Genomic DNA, 19,613 nt, shown 5'->3' on the forward strand with positions numbered 1-19,613 from the left:
GAAGACCTTATGAGGAGAAATCCTCGTAAGGTCTTTTTGTTTACACTTGTTCGGATTGATCAGAAAATTTATCCGGATCAAGCCATATACTAGGAATAAGAGTCTCCAAAGGCTTCTATTTCCACGAAAAGCACCAGAATTTCAAAAATAGCAGTCTCTAGAAGCTCTTATTCTGCTCAAAGCAACCAAGTCTAAGCCCCATCCCACAAATAAGAGTCTCCAAAGGCTTCTATTTCCACGAAAAGCACCAGAAATTCAAAAATAGCAGTCTCTAGAAGCTCTTATTCTGCTCAACGCTTACCCACACTAAGCGCCCCCCATATACGGCTTTTAAACAATTTCAAATCAAGGCCCAAGAATCTGAAGAATCTTTGTCATTTTTACAAAGATGAGAAAAGAATCGAATGAATCCTTTCAACTTATATTACAATAAAGCTTAGTTTACTTTGTGCAGAGATACTTAGGTCTGTGACCAAAGATCCCGATAATGGTACTTACAGAGACAGGAGTGATACATAGTGGGGAATGCCTATGTTCAGATAGGTATGGCGATGTTCCGGACGGGGATATTGGGATATGGCGGTGGGCCGTCCATTGTGCCGTTGATACGGTACGAGGCGGTTACACGATTTCAGTGGATGAAGGATGAGGAATTCATGGAGGTGCTAGCGATAGCTAATACACTTCCCGGACCGATAGCAACGAAGCTAGCAGGGTATCTTGGGTATCGGCTCAAAGGGGGATGGGGAGCGGCGGTTGGTGTTTTAGCTCACATCGTTCCTACTTGTGTAGCCATGGTGGGGTTGTATTCGTTCATTAATTTCTTTAGTACTTCTCAAGTAATTAAAGGCATGATAGCGGCGGTAGTGCCTATTGTCGCGGTGATGTTAGGCGTGATGGCGTATGAGTTCGGGGAGAAGGCGGTTAAAGGCTTGGGTTGGGCGGCAGGCCTCACATTTTTTGTTATTTCATTCTTGCTGCTGCAGACTTTCTCTGTGCATCCGGCTATCGTTATTTTTATGTTTTTACTATATGGCGCTTTTCATCATAAGCTAAAGGACAAGTGGAACAAGAACAAGAAGCAGCTTGGCAAAGGTGAGGGCGTATGAGTGAGTGGTGGCATTTACTTGTTAGCTTCTTTTTAGCAAACGTGTTCGGATATGGAGGAGGACCCTCGTCGATCCCGCTGATGTATCAAGAGATTGTTCCGAATCATGCTTGGATGACCAGCAGTGGATTTTCAAACATGTTGGCGCTTGGGAATGCGCTGCCTGGACCGATTGCTACGAAAATCGCCGCATATGTTGGCTTTCAAATCGGTGGTTGGGTCGGTGTTCTAATTGCCGTGGCTGCAACGGTTGTTCCTTCCATCATTGCACTCATCATTTTGCTGAATATCCTGCAGAAGTATAAGCAATCTCCGGTAATCAAAGGAATGACGCTGCTTGTCCAGCCTGTTATCGCGATCATGATGGTGTTGGTCACGTGGAGCAGTATGGTGGAATCAACGAAAACGATAGGATACTTGCAGTTTATTGGTATTGCCGCAGTTGCTTTCTATCTCATTCAAAAGAGGAAGATTCATCCTGCGTTTGTGATTGTGGCTGGTTTCGTTTATGGTGGTATATTTCTTTCCTGATGAAAAGAATTGGATAGTAAAAGGAGCATTCTTCCATAGAGGAGTGCTCCTTTTTGCTTTCCGTGTAACTTAATATAACATTATTGGGAGGAGGAGTTTATAGACTTTGGTATCAAGCACAAATGAATCATCATTTTTCGTTAGATACCCTAAAATGATGTAATGTTAATTGACGTATAATTCACCTGAACAGTATAGTGGGGGAAGATAGATATAGACTAGGTTCTCGTAAGGTAAGGCCTAAACGATACCCAAGTTATTGTTTCCAGAAACAGCAGATCCCGAAATGGGAGATGCTGTTTTGAATATATAGGGGTGTGTCAAGGACGAGAGGAGGGGGCTCATTGCTAAAAACGGAGAGTTATTCTGTTGAGATGAACCAGATCGTCAAGCAGTTTGGTTCTGTTGTAGCTAATAATCATGTTGATTTCTGGGCAAAAGCTGGAGAGATTCATGCGTTGTTAGGTGAGAACGGCGCTGGTAAAAGCACAATGATGTGCATGCTCTCAGGTGTATATCGCCCAACAAGCGGAGAAATTCTCATCCACGGTGAAAAGGTGAGAATTCGATCGCCGAAGGATGCGATGAATCTAGGGGTTGGTATGGTCTTTCAAAATTTCCGACTTGTTCAAACGTTAACTGCCGCTGAGAATATTGTTCTTGGGGAGTCATCTTCGTTCTGGCGCGGTCCACGATGGCTCGCTAAAAAGTCCGAGGAGATCGAGGCAATATCGAAGCATTTTGGGCTACCGTTTCCGGTGGACCGGCCCATTTGGCAGCTGTCGGTCGGGGAACAGCAGCGAGTTGAAATTGTGAAGACGCTCTATCGGGGAGCGGATTTAATTATTTTGGATGAACCTACCTCGGTGTTGACGCCAGGTGAGGTAGATCAGTTGTTTGAGACACTGAATCGCATGAAAAAAGAAGGCAAGACGGTCATTATGACGACACATAAACTCAAGGAGGTTATGTTTGTTTCGGATCGCATATCGGTCCTGCGCAAAGGCGAGATGATCGCTACGATGGCGAAGTCAGAGACGAGTGAGAGGGATCTGGCGCAGCTAATGGTCGGCAAGGAGAGCCTAGAAAGCCGCGCGGTTGTTAGAGGGAAACCGCGAGGAAAGCCGTTGCTTGTAGTGGGTGGTTTGGATGTGTATGCGGATCATGGACGCAAGGTGCTGGATGGGCTTCATTTTCAAATGAGTGAAGGTGAGATTGTTGGTGTTGCCGGGGTGTCTGGAAACGGGCAGAAGGAGCTTGCGGAGGTGTTAACAGGGCTTCGCGTATGGAAACAAGGCGATGTTCAATTTGACGGCAAGGCGTTGCGTAACGGTTCGGTGCGCGCGGCCATTGAGCTGGGGATTGCCCATGTGCCCGAAAATCGCATGAAGAGCGGTCTAGCCGGCAGTTTGGGCGCTATAGATAACCTGCTCTTCAAGACGTATCGTTCTCCGGAACGATCTCGATTCGGTTTACTGCGCACAGGAAGCAATCGAAGCTGGTCGCAGAAGCTTGTTGAACTGTTCGATGTGAGGACATCGGGGATTGATGCACCTGTTCAGTACATGTCGGGGGGCAATCAGCAGAAGCTGCTTTTTGCCAGGGAAATTGATCAAGCTCCGAAGCTGATGGTAGCCGTGCATCCAACGCAGGGGCTAGATGTAGGCGCCACTGAGGGTGTGCATCAATTGTTAGAGGAATTGCGCAGCAAGGGGAGTTCAGTTCTCCTTATATCAGAGGATTTGGATGAGGTGCTGCAGCTAGCTGACCGAATACTGGTCATGTACGATGGACGCATCGTGGGCAATATTCCCCGAAAGGAAGCGAGTCGTGAATATATCGGTATGTTGATGGCGGGGTCTGAGGAGGATGCAGGGTGAGCGAACAACAAACGGCGGGAACCATTCCGATAGAAAAAAAGATGCCTAAGCGAGAAGCTAGTTTTCGTATGCCTTACCGTTTTGAAATTGATCCTGCTGGGCCAGCTAGTCCGTGGTGGGTGACGATTGTATCTATCGGCTTGGCTCTTGTGGCCTGCGGTATTTTTATAGCTTTGAATGGCATGAATCCGATTATGGTCTATGCCAAAATGCTGAAAGGTGCTTTTGGTTCCTCCTTTGGCATTACGGAGACCCTTGTGAAGGCGATTCCGCTGCTGCTTTGCGGTCTTGGCGTGTCGATCGCGTACCGGATTTCGGTATGGAATATCGGTGCCGAGGGGCAGTTTTTGGCTGGAGCGATGGCGGCTACCGCAGTTACGGTTTATTTTCCGCAGCTGCCAATGTATATCTCGATTCCATCTATGGTGGTGGCGAGCATCGTAGCCGGTGGGGTCTGGGGATTGCTGACGGCGATTCCTAGGACCTATTTTCAAGTTAATGAATTAATTACATCTTTAATGTTGAATTATGTAGCTCTTCTTGCCTTGAATTATGCGGTATTCGGCCCTTGGAAAGATCCGAAAGGCTTTAACTTCCCAGGATCTCCGATGTTCACCGCGGCGCAGTCTTTGCCTACTTTTGGAGCTAGCCGACTTCATTTTGGGATCGTTTTTGCTATTGTTGCCGTGCTTCTCTACGCCTTTATGATTCGATATACACGTTGGGGTTATGAGCTGCGCATCATTGGTGCGAATGCGGAAGCTGCGCGGAATGCAGGAATTCGCATTTCCAGACATGTTCTCGTTGTTATGATCATTAGCGGCGGGGTGGCTGGATTAGCGGGAATGAGCGAAGTTTCCGGTGTGGCGCACCGACTAATGTATGGTATTTCGCCGGGGTACGGGTACACAGCGATTATTGTGGCGTGGCTTGCGAAGCTGAATCCGGTAGGGCTAGTGATATCATCGGTGCTGTTCGGAGGACTCATTGTGGGAGGATACAGTGTGCAGACGATCGGTCTTCCTTCATCGACCTCTTCTATGATTCAAGGTGCTATCCTATTTTTCCTCATTGCAGGCGGAATGGCTGGGAAAATCCGCATTCGCCGCAATCGGTGATTGGTGAACTGAATGGGTGAGCCTGGATTGAAATCATGCTGAAAGGGGAGGGAATGTCATGGATATCGTCACACAATTAATTGTTTCCGCTATCTCTTCCGGTACGCCGCTGCTGTTAGCTGTATTGGGTGGAATTCTTATCGAAAGATCAGGCATCACACAATTGGGTGCGGAAGGACTTATGTTGATGGGGGCAGTGACTTCTGGTCTTGTCTTCATTCAAACCGGGAGCTTGGCGCTGACACTACTCTGTGTACTTGCAGTGGGCGGTGTTCTGGGTATGCTTCATGGATTTCTTTGTGTAACCCTGCACGCTAATCAGGTTGTAAGTGGTTTGGCCATGACGATATTCGGCGCAGGTCTTAGTGCATATCTGGGAAAGCGTGTTAGCGGCATCCCATTACCCGGAGCGGTACCAAAGCTAGATTTGCCATGGCTGGAGACTGTCCCGTTTATGGGGGAGATTTTTGCGCACTTGGATCTTTTTACTTGGTTTAGCTTTGTACTGGTTATTGTCATGCATCTGTTCATCCATCGTACTTCGTGGGGGCTGCATCTCAGAGCGGTGGGGGATAACCCGGCAACAGCTGACGTTATGGGTATTCCTGTGATTGCCATTCGCTACGGCTGTATCATTATTGGTTCCATGTTGATCGGCATTGGCGGAGCTGATTTGCTGCTCGTGTACACGCCAACTTGGAACGAAGGCATGACCTCTGGACGCGGTTGGATTGCGGTGGCGCTCATTATTTTCGCGAGATGGAATCCAGTTCGTGCTTTGGTGTGCGCTTATTTCTTCGGTGTGTTGGATACGCTGGGGTTCCGCGTGCAGCTTATTGGCAGTCATATCCCTTCTTATTTTCTGAAAATGATTCCGTACATCGTGACCATTCTGGTTCTGATGTTCCTCGGTTGGCGTAATCGTAATAAGCCTTCAGGTGCACCGGAAGCACTAGGCGTCCCTTACATTCGGGAGCAAAGATTTTAAAACTAATGATGTCATTGGAGGAAGCAAGATGAGCGAATATGCGGACCACATTCCATATTTAAAAAGATGTGTAGAGCTATCTGTGCTAGCCAGAGAATCAGGTAATACGCCTTTCGGTGCGCTGCTTAACCAATGTTGTAATTTCTGCAACAATTTACACGCTCAAAGGCTGTTTAGCATGATGGAGTTGCATTTTGTACAACATTTTAAGCCCATTTGTTGCGAAATGGCTGTTTTAGGGCCCGATTGTTGTACGTTGTGCAGCGTTGAGAGGAGAAAGGTGGGATTAAGGGCTGAATTGTTGCACTTTGTGCAACAACGAGGGGAGAGAGGTGAGAACAAGGGGGTGTTAGAGGAGAGAGGCGGTATAGGCAGCAGTTGAATATTAATAAAGTGACCTATCCGTTAGTTGACCCCGAGGCAAAAACATCCTTTGAGAACCCATGAGGTGCTGATTTTTTGAAATCATACAAAAAAAGTTGCCGATGTTATGAAAGTTTACAAACTTCTTTCATATAAATTGACCCATAGGGATGGCGCATTTACAATGAAACAAATCTTGATAAAGAATGGTTGGAATTTTCAGATAAATAGAGGTGATGGGTAGTGAAGCTGACGCTGCATAAAGTGAATGAATTGAATCAGGAAGATTTCATCGATATGTTCGGCCCTCTATTTGAGCATTCACCTTGGGTGGCAGAGCGGGCATGGAGTTCGCGGCCTTTTGCAACGGAGCAGGATTTGATTAGTGCTTTGGAACGAGAGGTTTGGCGTGCTGATCGGCTGGAGCAGCTAGCGCTGCTTCGAGCGCATCCAGACTTAGGGACGCGAGTACGGATGACAGATCATTCTGTGCAGGAGCAGTCGGGGGCTGGTTTAAACCAACTAACAGCTGAAGAATATGAACAATTTCTAGCCTACAACAAGCAGTATACCGATACCTTTGAGTTTCCTTTTATAATGGCGGTCAAGGGCCAGACCAAAGAGACAATTCGAGAAGCGATTCGCACTAGGATACAGCGAGATAAAGAAGAAGAGCTTGGTAAGGCTTTGCAGGAGGTTTGTAAAATAGGGCGGTTTCGCCTAGAGGCTGTGTTAATCAATGAAGTGGAGGCGAAAGCGATGAAGCAAGCGAACGGATCAGAGAGAATCATGTACTACGGCAAAGGTGATGTATGGGTGTATCGCTCTTATGCGAAGCCGCTGACGAATCTGACGTTAATACCGGAATCGGGATTTACTGGACGAGATAATGTACTGTTTGGGATGAACATTAAGGTGGCGGTTAGCGGGGAGAAGTTTTTCACTTCATTCACGGAGGGGGACAACCGGGTGGTTGTTGCCACGGATTCGATGAAGAATTTCATCCTGCGCAAAGCTGGAGAGTATGAAGGCGCTACTGCTGAAGGGTTTCTGGAGTTCGCCGGCCGCCACTTTCTAGAGACGTACCCACAGATGACAGGTGTGAAGATGACGGCAGATCAAGTCTCTTTTGAAGTGCTGCCAGTTCCTGGTGCAAAAGGATTTGACGGTAGTGATCTGGTATACCGTTATTCACAAAATGAACATCCGACCGCGCTAGTTGAAGTCGTGCGCACGGATGAGGGGATTGCTGTCGTGGACCATGCAGGCGGTATCGCTGATTTGAAGCTGATAAAAGTAAAAGGAAGTTCCTTTGCGGGATTCGTTCGTGATGAGTATACGACTCTTCCGGAATCTTTTGACCGTCCTTTATTTATTTTCTTAGATATTGCTTGGAGTTATGAAGAAGTAGCGGATGCACTAGACTCTGACCTTGGACGCTATGTGGCTGCTGAGCAAATTCGTGATATTGCGCATACCGTATTCCATGAACAACATTCACCGTCGATCCAAAATCTCATTTATCGAATTGGGCAGCGCTCGCTCACTCGTTTTCCTCAATTAAAAGAAATTCGCTTTGAATCTAACAATCGCACGTGGGAAACGATTTTGGAGCAAGCTTCCGTTGGTGAAGGTAAGGTGTTTACAGAGCCTAGACCGCCGTATGGTTTCCAAGGCTTTTCCATGACAAAGAGTGACCTGGAGGGGCTATGAGCGCTGGTTTAACATCGCACGTACTGGATATTAGCAGTGGACGTCCGGCGAGTGGTGTGAGGATTGAAGTGTTTCGTCTCCAAGACGGGCGCTCAGAACTGCTTCGCTCGGAGGTTACGAATGCGGATGGTCGCCTTCAGGGACCGATGCTTAGCGGGGATGATTTTATACCGGGAGTTTACGAGCTAGTCTTTCATATAGGAGATTATTTCAGAGGGATCTCTACTAACCTTGCAGAGCCTGCTTTCCTGGATCAAGTACCGGTTCGGTTTGGCATATCGGCCAAAGATGCTCATTATCATGTGCCGCTTCTAATCGCGCCATGGGGTTATAACACATATCGAGGAAGTTAACACTGGCAAGATGGCTGCAGCATGAAAGACTCCGAGGGAGGGATTCGTATGACTAAACAATTTGACCTCGTAATTCGGAAGGGCACCGTAGTCCTTAGAGAGGAAGTACGCCAGTTAGACATCGGTATTCAAGGTGGCAAAATTGCTGCGCTAGGCGAAAACCTCGCATACTCGGAGGATACACCTGTCTATGATGCGGAGCATTTGCACATTATGCCTGGGATGGTTGATGCTCATGTTCATTTCAATGAACCAGCACTCGGTCACTGGGAAGGGTTTGCTACCGGATCAGCAGCGCTAGCGGCTGGTGGCTGCACGACCTATATCGACATGCCGCTGAATGGCGTGCCTCCAACGGTTCGGCTAAGTGCGCTTGAGCGGAAGCTAGAAGCGGCTGAAGGACATTCCTTGGTCGATTATGCCCTGTGGGGCGGACTTGTTCCAGGCAATGTAGGCAATCTTCAAGAGCTGGCGGAAGCTGGCGTCATTGGATTTAAGGCGTTCATGTCTTGTCCTGGCGGAGAAGGGGAAGATATTTTCGCTGAGGTGGACGACCTGACCCTCTATGAAGGGATGAAAGAAATTGCCCGCTTGGGGCTAGTGCTCGCGCTTCATGCCGAAAGCGAGGAAATCGTATCCGAGTTGGCTGCGCAGGCTGTGAAAGAAGGCAAGCGCGGGGCGTTGGACTTCGTCGCGACGAGACCGATTGCAGCGGAGCTGGAAGCGGTGAACCGCGCACTGTTCTACGCCGAGGAGACGGGCTGCAAGCTGCACTTCGTGCATATTAGCAGCGCGGAAGCTGTGCAGGCCATCACGGAGGCGAAGGCCAAAGGGCTGGACGTCACGGTAGAAACGTGTCCGCATTACTTAGTGTTAACTAGCGCCGATTTGGAGCGGCTAGGTCCAGTTGCCAAATGTGCGCCTCCACTGCGCACATCGGAGGATCAAGCTCAGCTGTGGGCGGCGCTGGCAGATGGGCAGTTGGACATCCTCGCCTCGGACCACTCGCCTTGCCCAACTCCTATGAAGCAAGGGAATTTCTTCGAGGCGTGGGGCGGGATATCCGGCGCGCAAAGCTCGCTGGAGCTTATGCTGGACGAAGGCTATCTACGCAGAGAGGTGCCGCTGCCTATGTTGTCGCGCATGCTATCTCTTGAGCCAGCCAAGCGTTTTGGGCTGCATCCGCGCAAAGGTGAAATCGCTTTAGGTGCGGACGCTGATTTTGCTTTAGTGGATATGAAGCTGAGCTACTCTCTTCAGGAGAGTGATCTACTTTACCGACATAAACATAGCCCTTATGTAGGAAAAGCGTTCGGATGTCGGGTGAAAGCGACCTTCTTACGAGGTGCTAAGGTGTATGAGCTTGGTGTAGGGGGAGCGGAGAAAGCAGACGGGATTTGGATGCGCTACGCTGCAGTGATCGGAGGTGAGGATGGTGGCTAAGATGACACCGAACTCGCTAGATTTGCTGTCACTATACGCCGAGCAGATGCTCGAAGTACTGGAGTGGCTTTCCTCGTATGGCGCTGACCCAGAAGGGGGAGTCACCCGTTTGCTATATACAGAGCCATGGCTGCAGGCGCAGCAGGCTCTTACCCAAAAAATGCGCGAGATGGGGCTGGAAGCTGGCTTCGATGCCGTTGGTAATGTTTTCGGAAAACTGCAAGGGAATAACCTCGCTTTGAAGTCGGTTCTCACAGGTTCTCATGTAGACACGGTGAAAAACGGCGGTAAATACGATGGGGCATACGGCATAGTAGCCTCGATGATGGCACTTGGTTATTTGAAGGCTGCTTATGGGACGCCGAAACGAACTCTTGAAGTGGTTTCATTCTGTGAAGAAGAGGGAAGTCGCTTCCCGTTAGCTTATTGGGGCTCTGGACATGTGACCGGTGTGAGATCGCTGGCTGGAGCTTCGGAGATTGCTGATCTTGAAGGTGTGACTATGCTTGAGGCAATGCAGCAAGCTGGATTCGACACTGCAAGTGTAAGTGAACACCCTGCGAAGCGCGAAGATATTGGAGCGTATATTGAGATTCATATCGAACAAGGCTCTGTACTGGAGTATAAGCAGAAACAGATTGGCATAGTAACAGCGATTGTTGGCCAAATAAGATTAACGGTTAACGTAACGGGTACTTCAAATCATGCCGGGACGACCCCGATGACGATGCGAAAGGATGCTCTTGCAGGAGCTGCGGAAATGTTGGCTCTGACAGAGCGGATGGCGCTGGAAGAGGGGGAACCGCTTGTAGCTACCGTTGGTCGTTTGGAAGTGAAGCGGGGAACATCGAACGTGGTACCTGGGGAAGTTGAATTTACGCTGGATATTCGGCATACTGACGAGTGGAAGATGGATGCTTTTCGTGCGAGATTGCTAGCTGAGTTTGAAGTAATCGCGATGCGAAGAGATCTTCATATAGATACGACCTTAAATTTACATGCTTCGCCTGTGGCTATGCATGAAGGGATTTCGGCAGAAATTGAAGCTGCCTGTGATGCACATGGGTTCGAGAGTATGCGGCTGCCAAGCGGGGCAGGGCATGATGCTCAGTTGTTCGGGCCGATATGTCCGACAGCGATGATCTTCGTTCCAAGTCGCGCTGGCATTAGCCACAGTCCTGATGAGTTTACGGAACCGGCCGATCTGGTTGCTGGGTTCCAAACATTGATTCATGTGTTATACCAATATGGCTATGGGGGGAAAGTAGATGAAATCTTATAAAGACTTGTCGCCCTCGCTGCGAACGATAATGACCCCAGGACCTGTGGAGGTCGACCCGCGGGTACTGCGGGCGATGTCTTATCCGATTCTGGGACAGTTCGATCCTGAGTTCACTGAACTGATGAATGAGACGATGGAGATGCTTCGCGATGTCTTTCAAACAAAAAATCAATGGGCATTTCCGATAGATGGCACCTCGCGTTCGGGTATTGAGGCTGTTCTAGTTAGTGTGATTGAACCGGGGGACAAAGTGCTTGTTCCGATCTATGGCCGTTTTGGCAATCTGCTTGTCGAAATCTCGGAGCGCTGCGGTGCAGAGGTTGTCCTGCTGGAGAGAGAATGGGGCACGGTGTTCGATCCAGAGGAAATCATCGCTGCCATACACCGGGAAAAACCGAGCATCGTAGCGATCGTTCATGGCGAAACATCCACAGGTTGTATCCAACCGTTTGATGGTATCGGAGCAGCCTGCCGTGAAGTGGATGCACTGCTTGTTGTTGATGCCGTCGCTACGATTGGCGGAGTCCCGGTAAAGACAGACGAATGGCAGCTGGATGCTGTTATCGGTGGAACGCAAAAGTGTTTATCCGTCCCATCCGGCATGTCGCCAATTACGTATAACGAGCGAGTCGAAGCCAAGGTTATGCGACGCAAAACCATTGAACGGGGACTGCGTGAGAAAGGTTCGGCTGTATCAGCTAGGAAGCCAGTGGCAAGCAACTATTTCGACCTAGGCCAGCTCCAGGACTACTGGAGTCCGAAACGGCTCAATCATCATACGGAGGCGACCTCGATGCTGTACGCTTTGCGCGAGGGTCTGCGTCTTGTCCTGCAGGAAGGTCTAGAAGAGCGATACCGTCGTCATCAGCGTCATGAAGCTGCGTTAGTTGCAGGCTTGAAGGCAATGGGCTTATCGCTATACGGGAATCCGGACTGTAAGCTGACGGTTGTGACCTGCATCCATATTCCAGATGGAATCGCTGGTGAATCCGTGCGTTCGATGCTGTTAAATAGTTTCGGCATTGAAATCGCCAGTTCTTTCGGACCTCTAAAAGGGCAAATTTGGCGAATCGGCACGATGGGTTTTAGCTGCAATCAGAAAAACGTGCTCCACGTGCTGGGTGCACTGGAAGCAGTTCTCCTATGGCACGGCGCCGATATTACAGTCGGTAAGGCTTTGCAAGCAGCGTTAACTTTGTATGCTCGTAAAGAGGAGGAGCTGCCATGTTAAACATCATGCCGCGAGCCGAGCGTGCCATGATTGCTACGCCTCATTACTTGGCTAGCAGTGTGGGGAGTGCCATTTTGCAGCAGGGAGGCAATGCGTTTGATAGCGCGATTGCGATCAGTGCGACACTTGGAGTCGTCTATCCACATATGACTGGGCTTGGCGGCGATGCCTTTTTTCTCATGCACGATGCTGCGACGGGCACATTTACAGGCTTTAATGGAAGCGGGAAGTCTGCTGCGCAGGCGACGCCTGATTTTTACAAGGATAAAGGGTTACATGCGATTCCCCAAAGAGGAATTCTTAGTGCCATAACCGTTCCGGGAATGGTCGATGCCTGGTGGCAAGTGTGGGAGAAGTACGGAAAGCTGCCGTGGGAGAAGCTGCTCGATCCAGCGATTGTTTATGCGGAAAAGGGTTTTCCTATCTCGCGTAATTTGCTTTTTTGGATGCGTAAGGATGAGGCTTTCATTCGTGCTTCTGAGCAGCTGAGTGCCTTATATATGGCTGACGGAGAGCTTTTGAAGGAAGGGGATCGTCTTGTTCAGAAAGACATGGCCCATACGCTGCGTATAGTACAACGTGAAGGTAGAGATGCCTTTTATAAGGGTTCTTTGATGCAAACGGTTGTTGACAACATTCAGCGAGATGGTGGATTGCTGCAGGAAGATGATTTCCGGAATTATTCCGGAGAATGGGTGGAATTGCTTTCGACAACATACCGTGGTTATGAAATTTATCAAATGCCGCCGAATTCACAAGGATTCACAGCGCTAATGATGATGAATATGCTGGAAAATATAGAGGTTAGTGCGGTTCCGCGGGCCTCCGCAAATTTTTATCATATGATGTCAGAAGTGATCAAAAAGGCGTTCAGAGACCGTGATCTTTACTTGACGGATCCTCGTTTCCGGGAAATTCCGCTGGAGCGACTGATTTCTAAAGCCTATGCGGCGGAGCTCTGGAATGAAATTCAAGCGGAACCGCTCAAGGCGAGTGAGCACCTGTCACCAGCGATCGGGCAGGATACGGCCTATGCGGCTGTTGTTGATGATGAAGGGAATTCGGTTTCGTTTATACAGAGCTTATATTTCGACTTCGGTGCTGCTTATGTACCAGGCGATACGGGCATTATTATGCAAAATCGGGGCTCTTTTTTTTCACTGGATCCCGCATGCGCGAACGTTCTAGAACCGAATAAAAGGTCATTTCATACCTTAATGCCTGCCATGGTGAGCAAAGAGGGGAAGCCTTACATGCTTTTTGGTACACAAGGTGGAGAAGGCCAGCCGCAAACACAGCTTTCCATACTGACAGGCGTGCTGGATTATGGTTTGTCCATTCAAGAAGCCATATCGCTACCGCGTTGGGTATACGGCCGTACGTGGGGGGAAGATGGCGATGCGCTGAAGCTCGAGCACCGTCTGGATGGCGAGGTATATGCACGTTTGAAAAGGTGGGGACATCGTGTTGAACCTGTGCACCCTTGGGATGGGATTATGGGGCAAGCGCAGGGCATTGTGATTGATGAGAAAGGTTTCATGAGCGGTGCTGCGGATCCTCGCGGTGACGGTTTAGCGATCGGTTGGTAGGACGATAAATCCATAAAGCGAGGTGCGATGAGTGATGGAAGCTTATGACATTTTGCAAGCGGTGGAGAGTAATGCGCAGGTGCGTGTATTAGCGACGGTCATTCATGTGGAAGGCCATGCTTATCGCAAACAAGGGGCAGTCATGCTGCTGATGGCGGATGAAAGCTCGCTAGGTAGTATTTCTCCTGGATGTTTGGAAGCGGATCTATCCGCATACTTACCTGCTGTATGGGAGTCGCAAAAACCGCAAATGGTGGAGTACGACATGAGACCGGCAGACGATTTCGGCTGGGGTGAAACGATTGGATGCGGCGGGTTGATTCGTATCTTGCTGGAGCCTGTTTCCGGGGAGCTGCTTGTTAATCTACTGGTGGTAAAAGCTAGCTTGGACCGTGGGGAGGCTGTGCAACTGCTGCGCACATTCACGGATGGGTATTCGAACATAACGTATACGTTGTGTGATACCAATGATGATGTGTCTACAGACCGACACTCCGTGTATGCCTCATTGTTTACGCCGAAGCCGAGGGTTATTGTGTTTGGGGCGAATCCAGATGCAATTCCGCTTGCCCAAATGGCTGTAAGTGTTGGGTTTCGCGTGGTCGTAGCGGACTGGCGAGAAGCTTACTGCAATGTGGAGCGTTTTCCGGAGACGGAGACGGTCGTGGCTTTTCCAGAGCAATTGGTGGAACAATTGAAGCTGAATGCGCAGGATTATGTCATTGTCATGAGTCACCAGTTTGAGAAGGATGCAGCATTCGTACGAGGAGCTATGGAATCAAGCCTGCGTTACCTAGGTATCATGGGTTCGAGGGATCGAACGGAGAAGATGCTTGAAGGATTAGAGCGGCCGGATTGGCTGCACTATCCCGTTGGTTTAGACATTGGCTCGGAAGGCCCTGTTGAAAATGCAGTCAGTATAGTAGCTGAATTGATACGTATTAAGCGTGGTGTTCGCACGACTGGAGAGTGGGGCTCCTCTGCAGCCATGGGGCGAGATATCCAAAGCTGCCGCCCTTGGTGAGCGCTGTGAAGAAGAAGGTCGTTGGTGTTTACTTGGCGGCAGGCAGCAGCAGACGGATGGGGACAGCGAAGCAGTCGTTAGAAATGGCTGAAGGCATACGGCTTGGCGGGGTTGCTTTGCTGAAAGCTCTTCATTCCGAACTGCATAGTGTGGTTGTTGTCGTGCGTGTTGGTGATCCCTTGGATTGGTTACCAGAAGAAGCTCACATGCATATATTATTAGGCAGATGCCGTATTGAAATATGTGCGGACGTCGAAAGCGGGATGGCGCACTCGCTGCGCACGGGGATCCAGGTGGCGGAAGAGGTGAGTGCAGATGGCATCTTAGTCCTGTTGGCGGATCAGCCTTTCGTAGATGATCAGATGTTAATTCGCCTTACGAATATGTTTAATAAGGAAGCGGACTACGATTATATCGCTAGCGGGGATAAGGGGATACCGAAGCCTCCTGTTATTTTGGGGCGAGGGATGTGGCCGGCGGCGGCTGCATTGGAAGGGGATGCCGGAGCGCGATCCTTGTTTCACTTGCCAGCGTACCGCGGTCAAATTGTGGAAGAGGAAAACCAGTTGAAGTTTATGGATATTGACACCTTGGATCGTTATGAACAGGCTAAAAAATATTTTCGCACCAATATATGTTAACTTAAATAACATAAAAGACGGAATGAGTGCATTATTACTAATAATGTGCTATTTTTTTATACAAAAAAACAAAATGATGTTATGTTAGTTGACGCAGTTTTTAGAAATTGTTTATAGTATATCTAATTTATATGCGGATGGCTTTTGAAAAACGGTTGGAGTGTAAAAGTTGATGCTGGTTATTCTGGATTTGGTGATTCGGGGGCTAGTTTGAGGGAATAAAGATTGGATAGCTGTAAGGATAAGCCCGAGGGGAACTACGATGCGTTATTTGCTCTGAAAATGCTGATATGGTGATTAAGAGGAACTAGGAGGCGCTATTTCGTTGTTTTTACCTCAGGAGAGCTCAAATTGCACCAATAAGGCACTCACGTTCCGCTAATTCAATTTAGAAGGGTGTTGTCCCCGAAATAGAGGCTTGTCGTTCCTCAAAAGTAGGTAGTTCCAATGAAAAGTGCTCAGTAACGGTTACGAAGTAAATATTTTTGGAAAAGGCAGTATCGCGTACGAAGTAAGTTTTCCAACGTAAAATGCAGTAACGGTTACGAAGTAAGTTTTTCTAAAGAAAAACTCTTAGGAGGGTTGTTCATGTCAGTTCCTTTGTACCAGCTGCCAGAGCAGCAGCCTTCAGTATGGCAGCCTACGAGTGTAGCGGAAGCCATGCGCATGAAGCATAAATGGGGAGATGACTCAGTACTCATTGCTGGGGGCACCTGGCTCCGCACTCGCTGGGAAAACGGTCTCTCACCGCTCCCACAGCATCTGATTAGCCTTGGTAATATCCCATCTCTATCGGGATTAACGGTTGATTCTCTTGGACACATTCATATAGGGCCAGCTCTTTGTTTAGCAGATTTGATGAAAAATGAACTGGTTAGGCAAAGATGCGGGCTCCTAGTGCAAGCCTGCTCTGAGATCGCAGCGCCTTCTGTACGAAATTTAGCCTCTATCGGAGGTAACGTAATGTCACGAACGGGGGACCTCATTCCTGTATTACTTGTCATGGATGCCCAAATCATTTGCTCGGATGGACAGAATGAACGTTCACTGGCGCTGGCCGAGTGGCTGGAAAGTCCTATTTCGTCTCAGAACGAGGTAATGACAGGGATCGTGGTGCCAACGGCGGCTCCGTTGAAAGAGGAGAGTAAGTATGAGTTTTATCTGAAGGTGGGACGAAGAGAAGCGTTCACCCCATCGGTTGTAACGGTAGCTGGAAGGCTGTCTCTAGGAAAGGATGGAACCCTTACTAGCATTGCGATAGCTGCGGGTGGAGGAAGCGCTGTTCCAGCAAGGTTTAAGGATCAGGAAGCCGCTGCCATTGGCCAGTCTTTATCCAAGGAGCTTCTGAAGTATCTGCATAAGGGAGTGTTTGCGGAATTTGATGCTGTGGCTGATGATTATGCTGGGGTTACTTATCGGAAGCAGACAGCGGCTAATCTCATCGTTTCTGAATGCTATAAAGCGTGGCAAAAAGGAGGCGGAGCGGATGCTCCTAGGTCGTGATACGTATGCAAAAAAGTGGATTATCCGACCTGACGGTGAAGAGAAGGTAACCGGAAAGCTCCGATATCTCACGGATTTAACAGCACCCGGCATGCTGCATGGGAAAGTGCTTCGCAGTCGTTACCCCCATGCATGGATTCTTTCCATCGATATTAGCAAGGCGATAATGACACCGGGTGTGCGCGTCGTGGTAACGGCAGAGGATGTGCCTGGACTGAACTTATTTGGCATTGCCTTCCCGCATCAGCCTGTGTTCTGTCATGATCGCGTTCGTTACATTGGGGACGCTTTGGCGGCGGTAGCTGCGGATACGGAAGAGATCGCTGAATATGCGCTTAGCCTGATTGAGGTTGTTTATGAGCCATTGCCTGTTGTAGATGATCCAGAAATGGCGCTAGACGCGGGTGCGATTAGGCTGCATCCCGAAGGGAATCTGCTTCATCGAACCAGCTTGAAGCATGGGGAGGCAGAAACGGCGTTCGAGGGATGTGCACATATTGTTGAGGAGACGTATTTTACACCTCGTCAAATGCACACCTATATGGAAACGGAAGGCGGCTTGTTTATCCCAGAGGATGACGGCCGATTGACGGTTTACTCGCCGACGCAGCATGGTTACAAGGATCGGATGCAGCTATCAAGGATTCTAGGGATGGCTGAGGAGCAGATTCGGGTAGTATCCAGTCCGATTGGAGGCTCGTTCGGCGGTAAGGATGAGCTCAATGTGCAGCCATTCGGTGCCCTGATGGCATTGAAGACGGGATCTCCGATCAAAATGCACAATTCGCGTCGTGAATCGGTCATATCTGGTATCAAACGTCATCCGATGCGGATTAGGATGAAGACTGGCGCGGATCAAGAGGGACGTCTCGTCGCGCATCAAGTCAGCATTCTTGCTGATACAGGCGCCTATGCAACCTTGGGTTGTGAGGTCTTGAATTTTGCAACGGAACATGCGATAGGACCCTATAACATCGCGAATGTAGATGTTCAGGGGACGAGTGTATATACGAATAATGGTGTATCCGGTGAGTTTCGGGGCTTCGGCGGCAATCAGGTGATTTTTGCCGTTGAGAGCCAAATCGAGCGTTTAGCAGAGAAACTCGGTATGGACTCCTGGGAGCTGCGCAAGCTGAACTTGCGTGCTCCGGGCGATCCGGGGCCGATGGGCCAGAAGATTGTGCAAACCGAGGGCGCGAGCCAAGTGTGGAGCAAGGTGAAGGAATCGCCGCTCTGGGCGAAGCGCGGGAAGTTGGAGCGGGGAGGCGAAGGAGCGGTACAGCAGGGCGAGGGAGAGAAGCAGCGAGATCCGGCGGAGAAGCTGCAGGGTGTAGAGCAGGATGACAAGGGCGAAGATCAAGCCCCGTGGATCCGCCGAGGCGTCGGCGCAGCGATGGTGATGCACGGCGCCGGGCTCGGCCTAGGCATCCCGGATCACTCCGGTGGACGCATCGAGCTTACGCCGGAGGGCAAGATCCAAGCCTCCTTCGGCTTCGAGGAGTTCGGGCAAGGGCTCTACGCAGCGCTCACCTTGATGCTGCAAGACTTTTTCGGCTGCGCCGCCGAGGACATCCGCATCGTCATCGGCGATACGGATCGCGTGCCGAGCAGCGGATCCAGCACGGCTTCACGCGCCACCACGATGATGTGGCGCGCACTGCAGCGGCTGAAGCCGCCGTTCGTGCAGGCGCTGCTTCAGCAGGCGTCTGCACTCGCCGGCCTCGCAGCCGAAGAGCTGGCAACCGGCGCAGGCGGGATTCATCGCAAGGGCGATGGATCGGGTAAGCCGGTTGTGACGTATGCGGAGTTGGCGGAGGCTGCTGAGGCAGCAGCCAAGCCGATCATCGCGCATACGGAGTTTGACTACCCGACGACGCCGGAAGGGCTGATCGGCGCTCATTATTTATACTCTTACGCATCCGTCATCGTGGAAGTAGAAGTGAACATGCTGACGGGGCGAGTGAAGGTGCTGCAAACCGATCACGTCATTGCAGCAGGTCCTGTCATTAATCCGATGGGGTTCCTCGGACAGATCGAGGGCGGCAGCGTGATGGCGCTGGGATATACGTTGACCGAGGATGCCGTCATGAAGGACAGCAATTACGTCCGGCATAATTTGGACACGTACCTAGTTCCAACCTTCAAGGATAGCCCTCATACCATTCGGGTAGAAGCGATTGAAGATTTGCCCGAGGGCGATACATTTGGCCCGCGAGGGGTTGGCGAGATCGGTTCGGTCGGTTTGGCCCCTGCCATTACCGCAGCGGTCCGGCAAGCAACGGGCATTTGGGTAAATCGACTTCCGATTTCACCGGAAAACATCGTGCAGTCCATCGACTGGTTAGAAGGGGTGGAGGCCATTGATTAATACAACTTATGTGCTTGAATGTTCCATTAACGGTAAGGCTGTCGCGGTACCGGTTCCTGCTTCCAAACGGATGTCGGATATCCTGCGCGATGACTTGCTTTTAACAGGAACTAAAGTTTCATGTGAGATTGGACGCTGTGGCGCCTGCATGGTACTGCTTGATGGTAAACCCGTTAATTCTTGTCTGCTTATGGCTTATCAAGCGGCGGGTAAGGAAGTAACGACCATTGAGGGGATATCGGCAGGGGAAGAGCTGCATCCTGTTCAGCAAGCGATGTTAGAGGAAGGAGGGCTGCAGTGCGGTTATTGTACCGCTGGTATGGTCGTTACGCTTACGGCTTTATGGGAAAAGAATCCTACCCCGACTAGGGCGGAGGCCGAAGAGGCACTGTGCGGCAATATATGCCGATGCACGGGCTATGAAGGCATTTTCAGAGCTGTAGAAAGATGTGGTTTGTCGATAAAAAGAGAGGGGTAG

The 19,613-nt window shown here is 49.9% G+C and carries 16 protein-coding genes; all 16 read left to right on the top strand.

Annotated elements, in window-relative coordinates:
• Nucleotides 1-515 precede the first annotated feature (515 nt).
• The 16 genes from chrB to GC098_RS21820 all read left to right on the top strand — a co-directional run bounded on the left by chrB (nucleotide 516) and on the right by GC098_RS21820 (nucleotide 19,613).
• A complete protein-coding gene (gene chrB, locus GC098_RS21745; RefSeq protein ID WP_512699019.1) occupies nucleotides 516-1,109 on the top strand; it encodes a chromate efflux transporter ChrB in 594 nt (197 codons plus the stop codon).
• A complete protein-coding gene (gene chrA, locus GC098_RS21750; protein WP_171645323.1) occupies nucleotides 1,106-1,639 on the top strand; it encodes a chromate efflux transporter ChrA in 534 nt (177 codons plus the stop codon). Before chrB ends, chrA begins: the two co-directional genes overlap by 4 nt.
• Nucleotides 1,640-2,013: 374 nt before the next feature.
• A complete protein-coding gene (locus GC098_RS21755; RefSeq protein ID WP_171645428.1) occupies nucleotides 2,014-3,519 on the top strand; it encodes an ABC transporter ATP-binding protein in 1,506 nt (501 codons plus the stop codon).
• Nucleotides 3,520-3,560: 41 nt separating this feature from the next.
• Entirely contained in the window at nucleotides 3,561-4,637 is a 1,077-nt protein-coding gene (locus GC098_RS21760; protein ID WP_216625380.1) for an ABC transporter permease, read from the top strand.
• A 58-nt stretch (nucleotides 4,638-4,695) separates the two neighbouring features.
• Nucleotides 4,696-5,625, top strand: a complete 930-nt coding sequence (locus GC098_RS21765) for an ABC transporter permease (protein ID WP_171645325.1) — start codon at nucleotides 4,696-4,698, stop codon at nucleotides 5,623-5,625.
• Between the two features lie 606 nt (nucleotides 5,626-6,231).
• Entirely contained in the window at nucleotides 6,232-7,701 is a 1,470-nt protein-coding gene (pucL, locus tag GC098_RS21770; protein ID WP_171645326.1) for a factor-independent urate hydroxylase, read from the top strand.
• On the top strand, nucleotides 7,698-8,054 hold the full coding sequence (uraH, locus tag GC098_RS21775) for a hydroxyisourate hydrolase (RefSeq protein ID WP_171645327.1): 357 nt from the start codon (nucleotides 7,698-7,700) through the stop codon (nucleotides 8,052-8,054). Before pucL ends, uraH begins: the two co-directional genes overlap by 4 nt.
• Nucleotides 8,055-8,102: 48 nt before the next feature.
• Nucleotides 8,103-9,497, top strand: coding sequence for an allantoinase (locus GC098_RS21780; protein WP_171645328.1), 1,395 nt, complete (start codon nucleotides 8,103-8,105; stop codon nucleotides 9,495-9,497).
• Nucleotide 9,498: 1 nt separating this feature from the next.
• Nucleotides 9,499-10,779, top strand: a complete 1,281-nt coding sequence (locus tag GC098_RS21785; protein WP_171645429.1) for a M20 family metallo-hydrolase — start codon at nucleotides 9,499-9,501, stop codon at nucleotides 10,777-10,779.
• Entirely contained in the window at nucleotides 10,766-12,010 is a 1,245-nt protein-coding gene (locus GC098_RS21790) for a (S)-ureidoglycine--glyoxylate transaminase (RefSeq protein ID WP_171645329.1), read from the top strand. The genes GC098_RS21785 and GC098_RS21790 overlap by 14 nt, the downstream gene beginning before the upstream one ends.
• Entirely contained in the window at nucleotides 12,004-13,599 is a 1,596-nt protein-coding gene (ggt, locus tag GC098_RS21795) for a gamma-glutamyltransferase (RefSeq protein ID WP_171645330.1), read from the top strand. The genes GC098_RS21790 and ggt overlap by 7 nt, the downstream gene beginning before the upstream one ends.
• A gap of 34 nt (nucleotides 13,600-13,633) precedes the next feature.
• Complete coding sequence (locus tag GC098_RS21800; protein ID WP_171645331.1) at nucleotides 13,634-14,623, top strand: XdhC family protein; 990 nt, start codon at nucleotides 13,634-13,636, stop codon at nucleotides 14,621-14,623.
• A gap of 5 nt (nucleotides 14,624-14,628) precedes the next feature.
• Nucleotides 14,629-15,264 carry a nucleotidyltransferase family protein gene (locus tag GC098_RS21805; RefSeq protein ID WP_171645332.1) on the top strand — a complete coding sequence of 212 codons (636 nt, stop codon included), beginning with the start codon at nucleotides 14,629-14,631 and terminating at the stop codon, nucleotides 15,262-15,264.
• 588 nt (nucleotides 15,265-15,852) lie between these two features.
• A complete protein-coding gene (locus tag GC098_RS21810; RefSeq protein WP_171645333.1) occupies nucleotides 15,853-16,767 on the top strand; it encodes an FAD binding domain-containing protein in 915 nt (304 codons plus the stop codon).
• Entirely contained in the window at nucleotides 16,751-19,135 is a 2,385-nt protein-coding gene (gene pucD, locus GC098_RS21815; RefSeq protein WP_171645334.1) for a xanthine dehydrogenase subunit D, read from the top strand. The genes GC098_RS21810 and pucD overlap by 17 nt, the downstream gene beginning before the upstream one ends.
• Nucleotides 19,128-19,613, top strand: coding sequence for a (2Fe-2S)-binding protein (locus GC098_RS21820; protein WP_057301944.1), 486 nt, complete (start codon nucleotides 19,128-19,130; stop codon nucleotides 19,611-19,613). Before pucD ends, GC098_RS21820 begins: the two co-directional genes overlap by 8 nt.

It is taken from the genome of Paenibacillus phytorum (assembly GCF_013141715.1).
GTDB lineage: Bacteria > Bacillota > Bacilli > Paenibacillales > NBRC-103111 > Paenibacillus_E > Paenibacillus_E phytorum.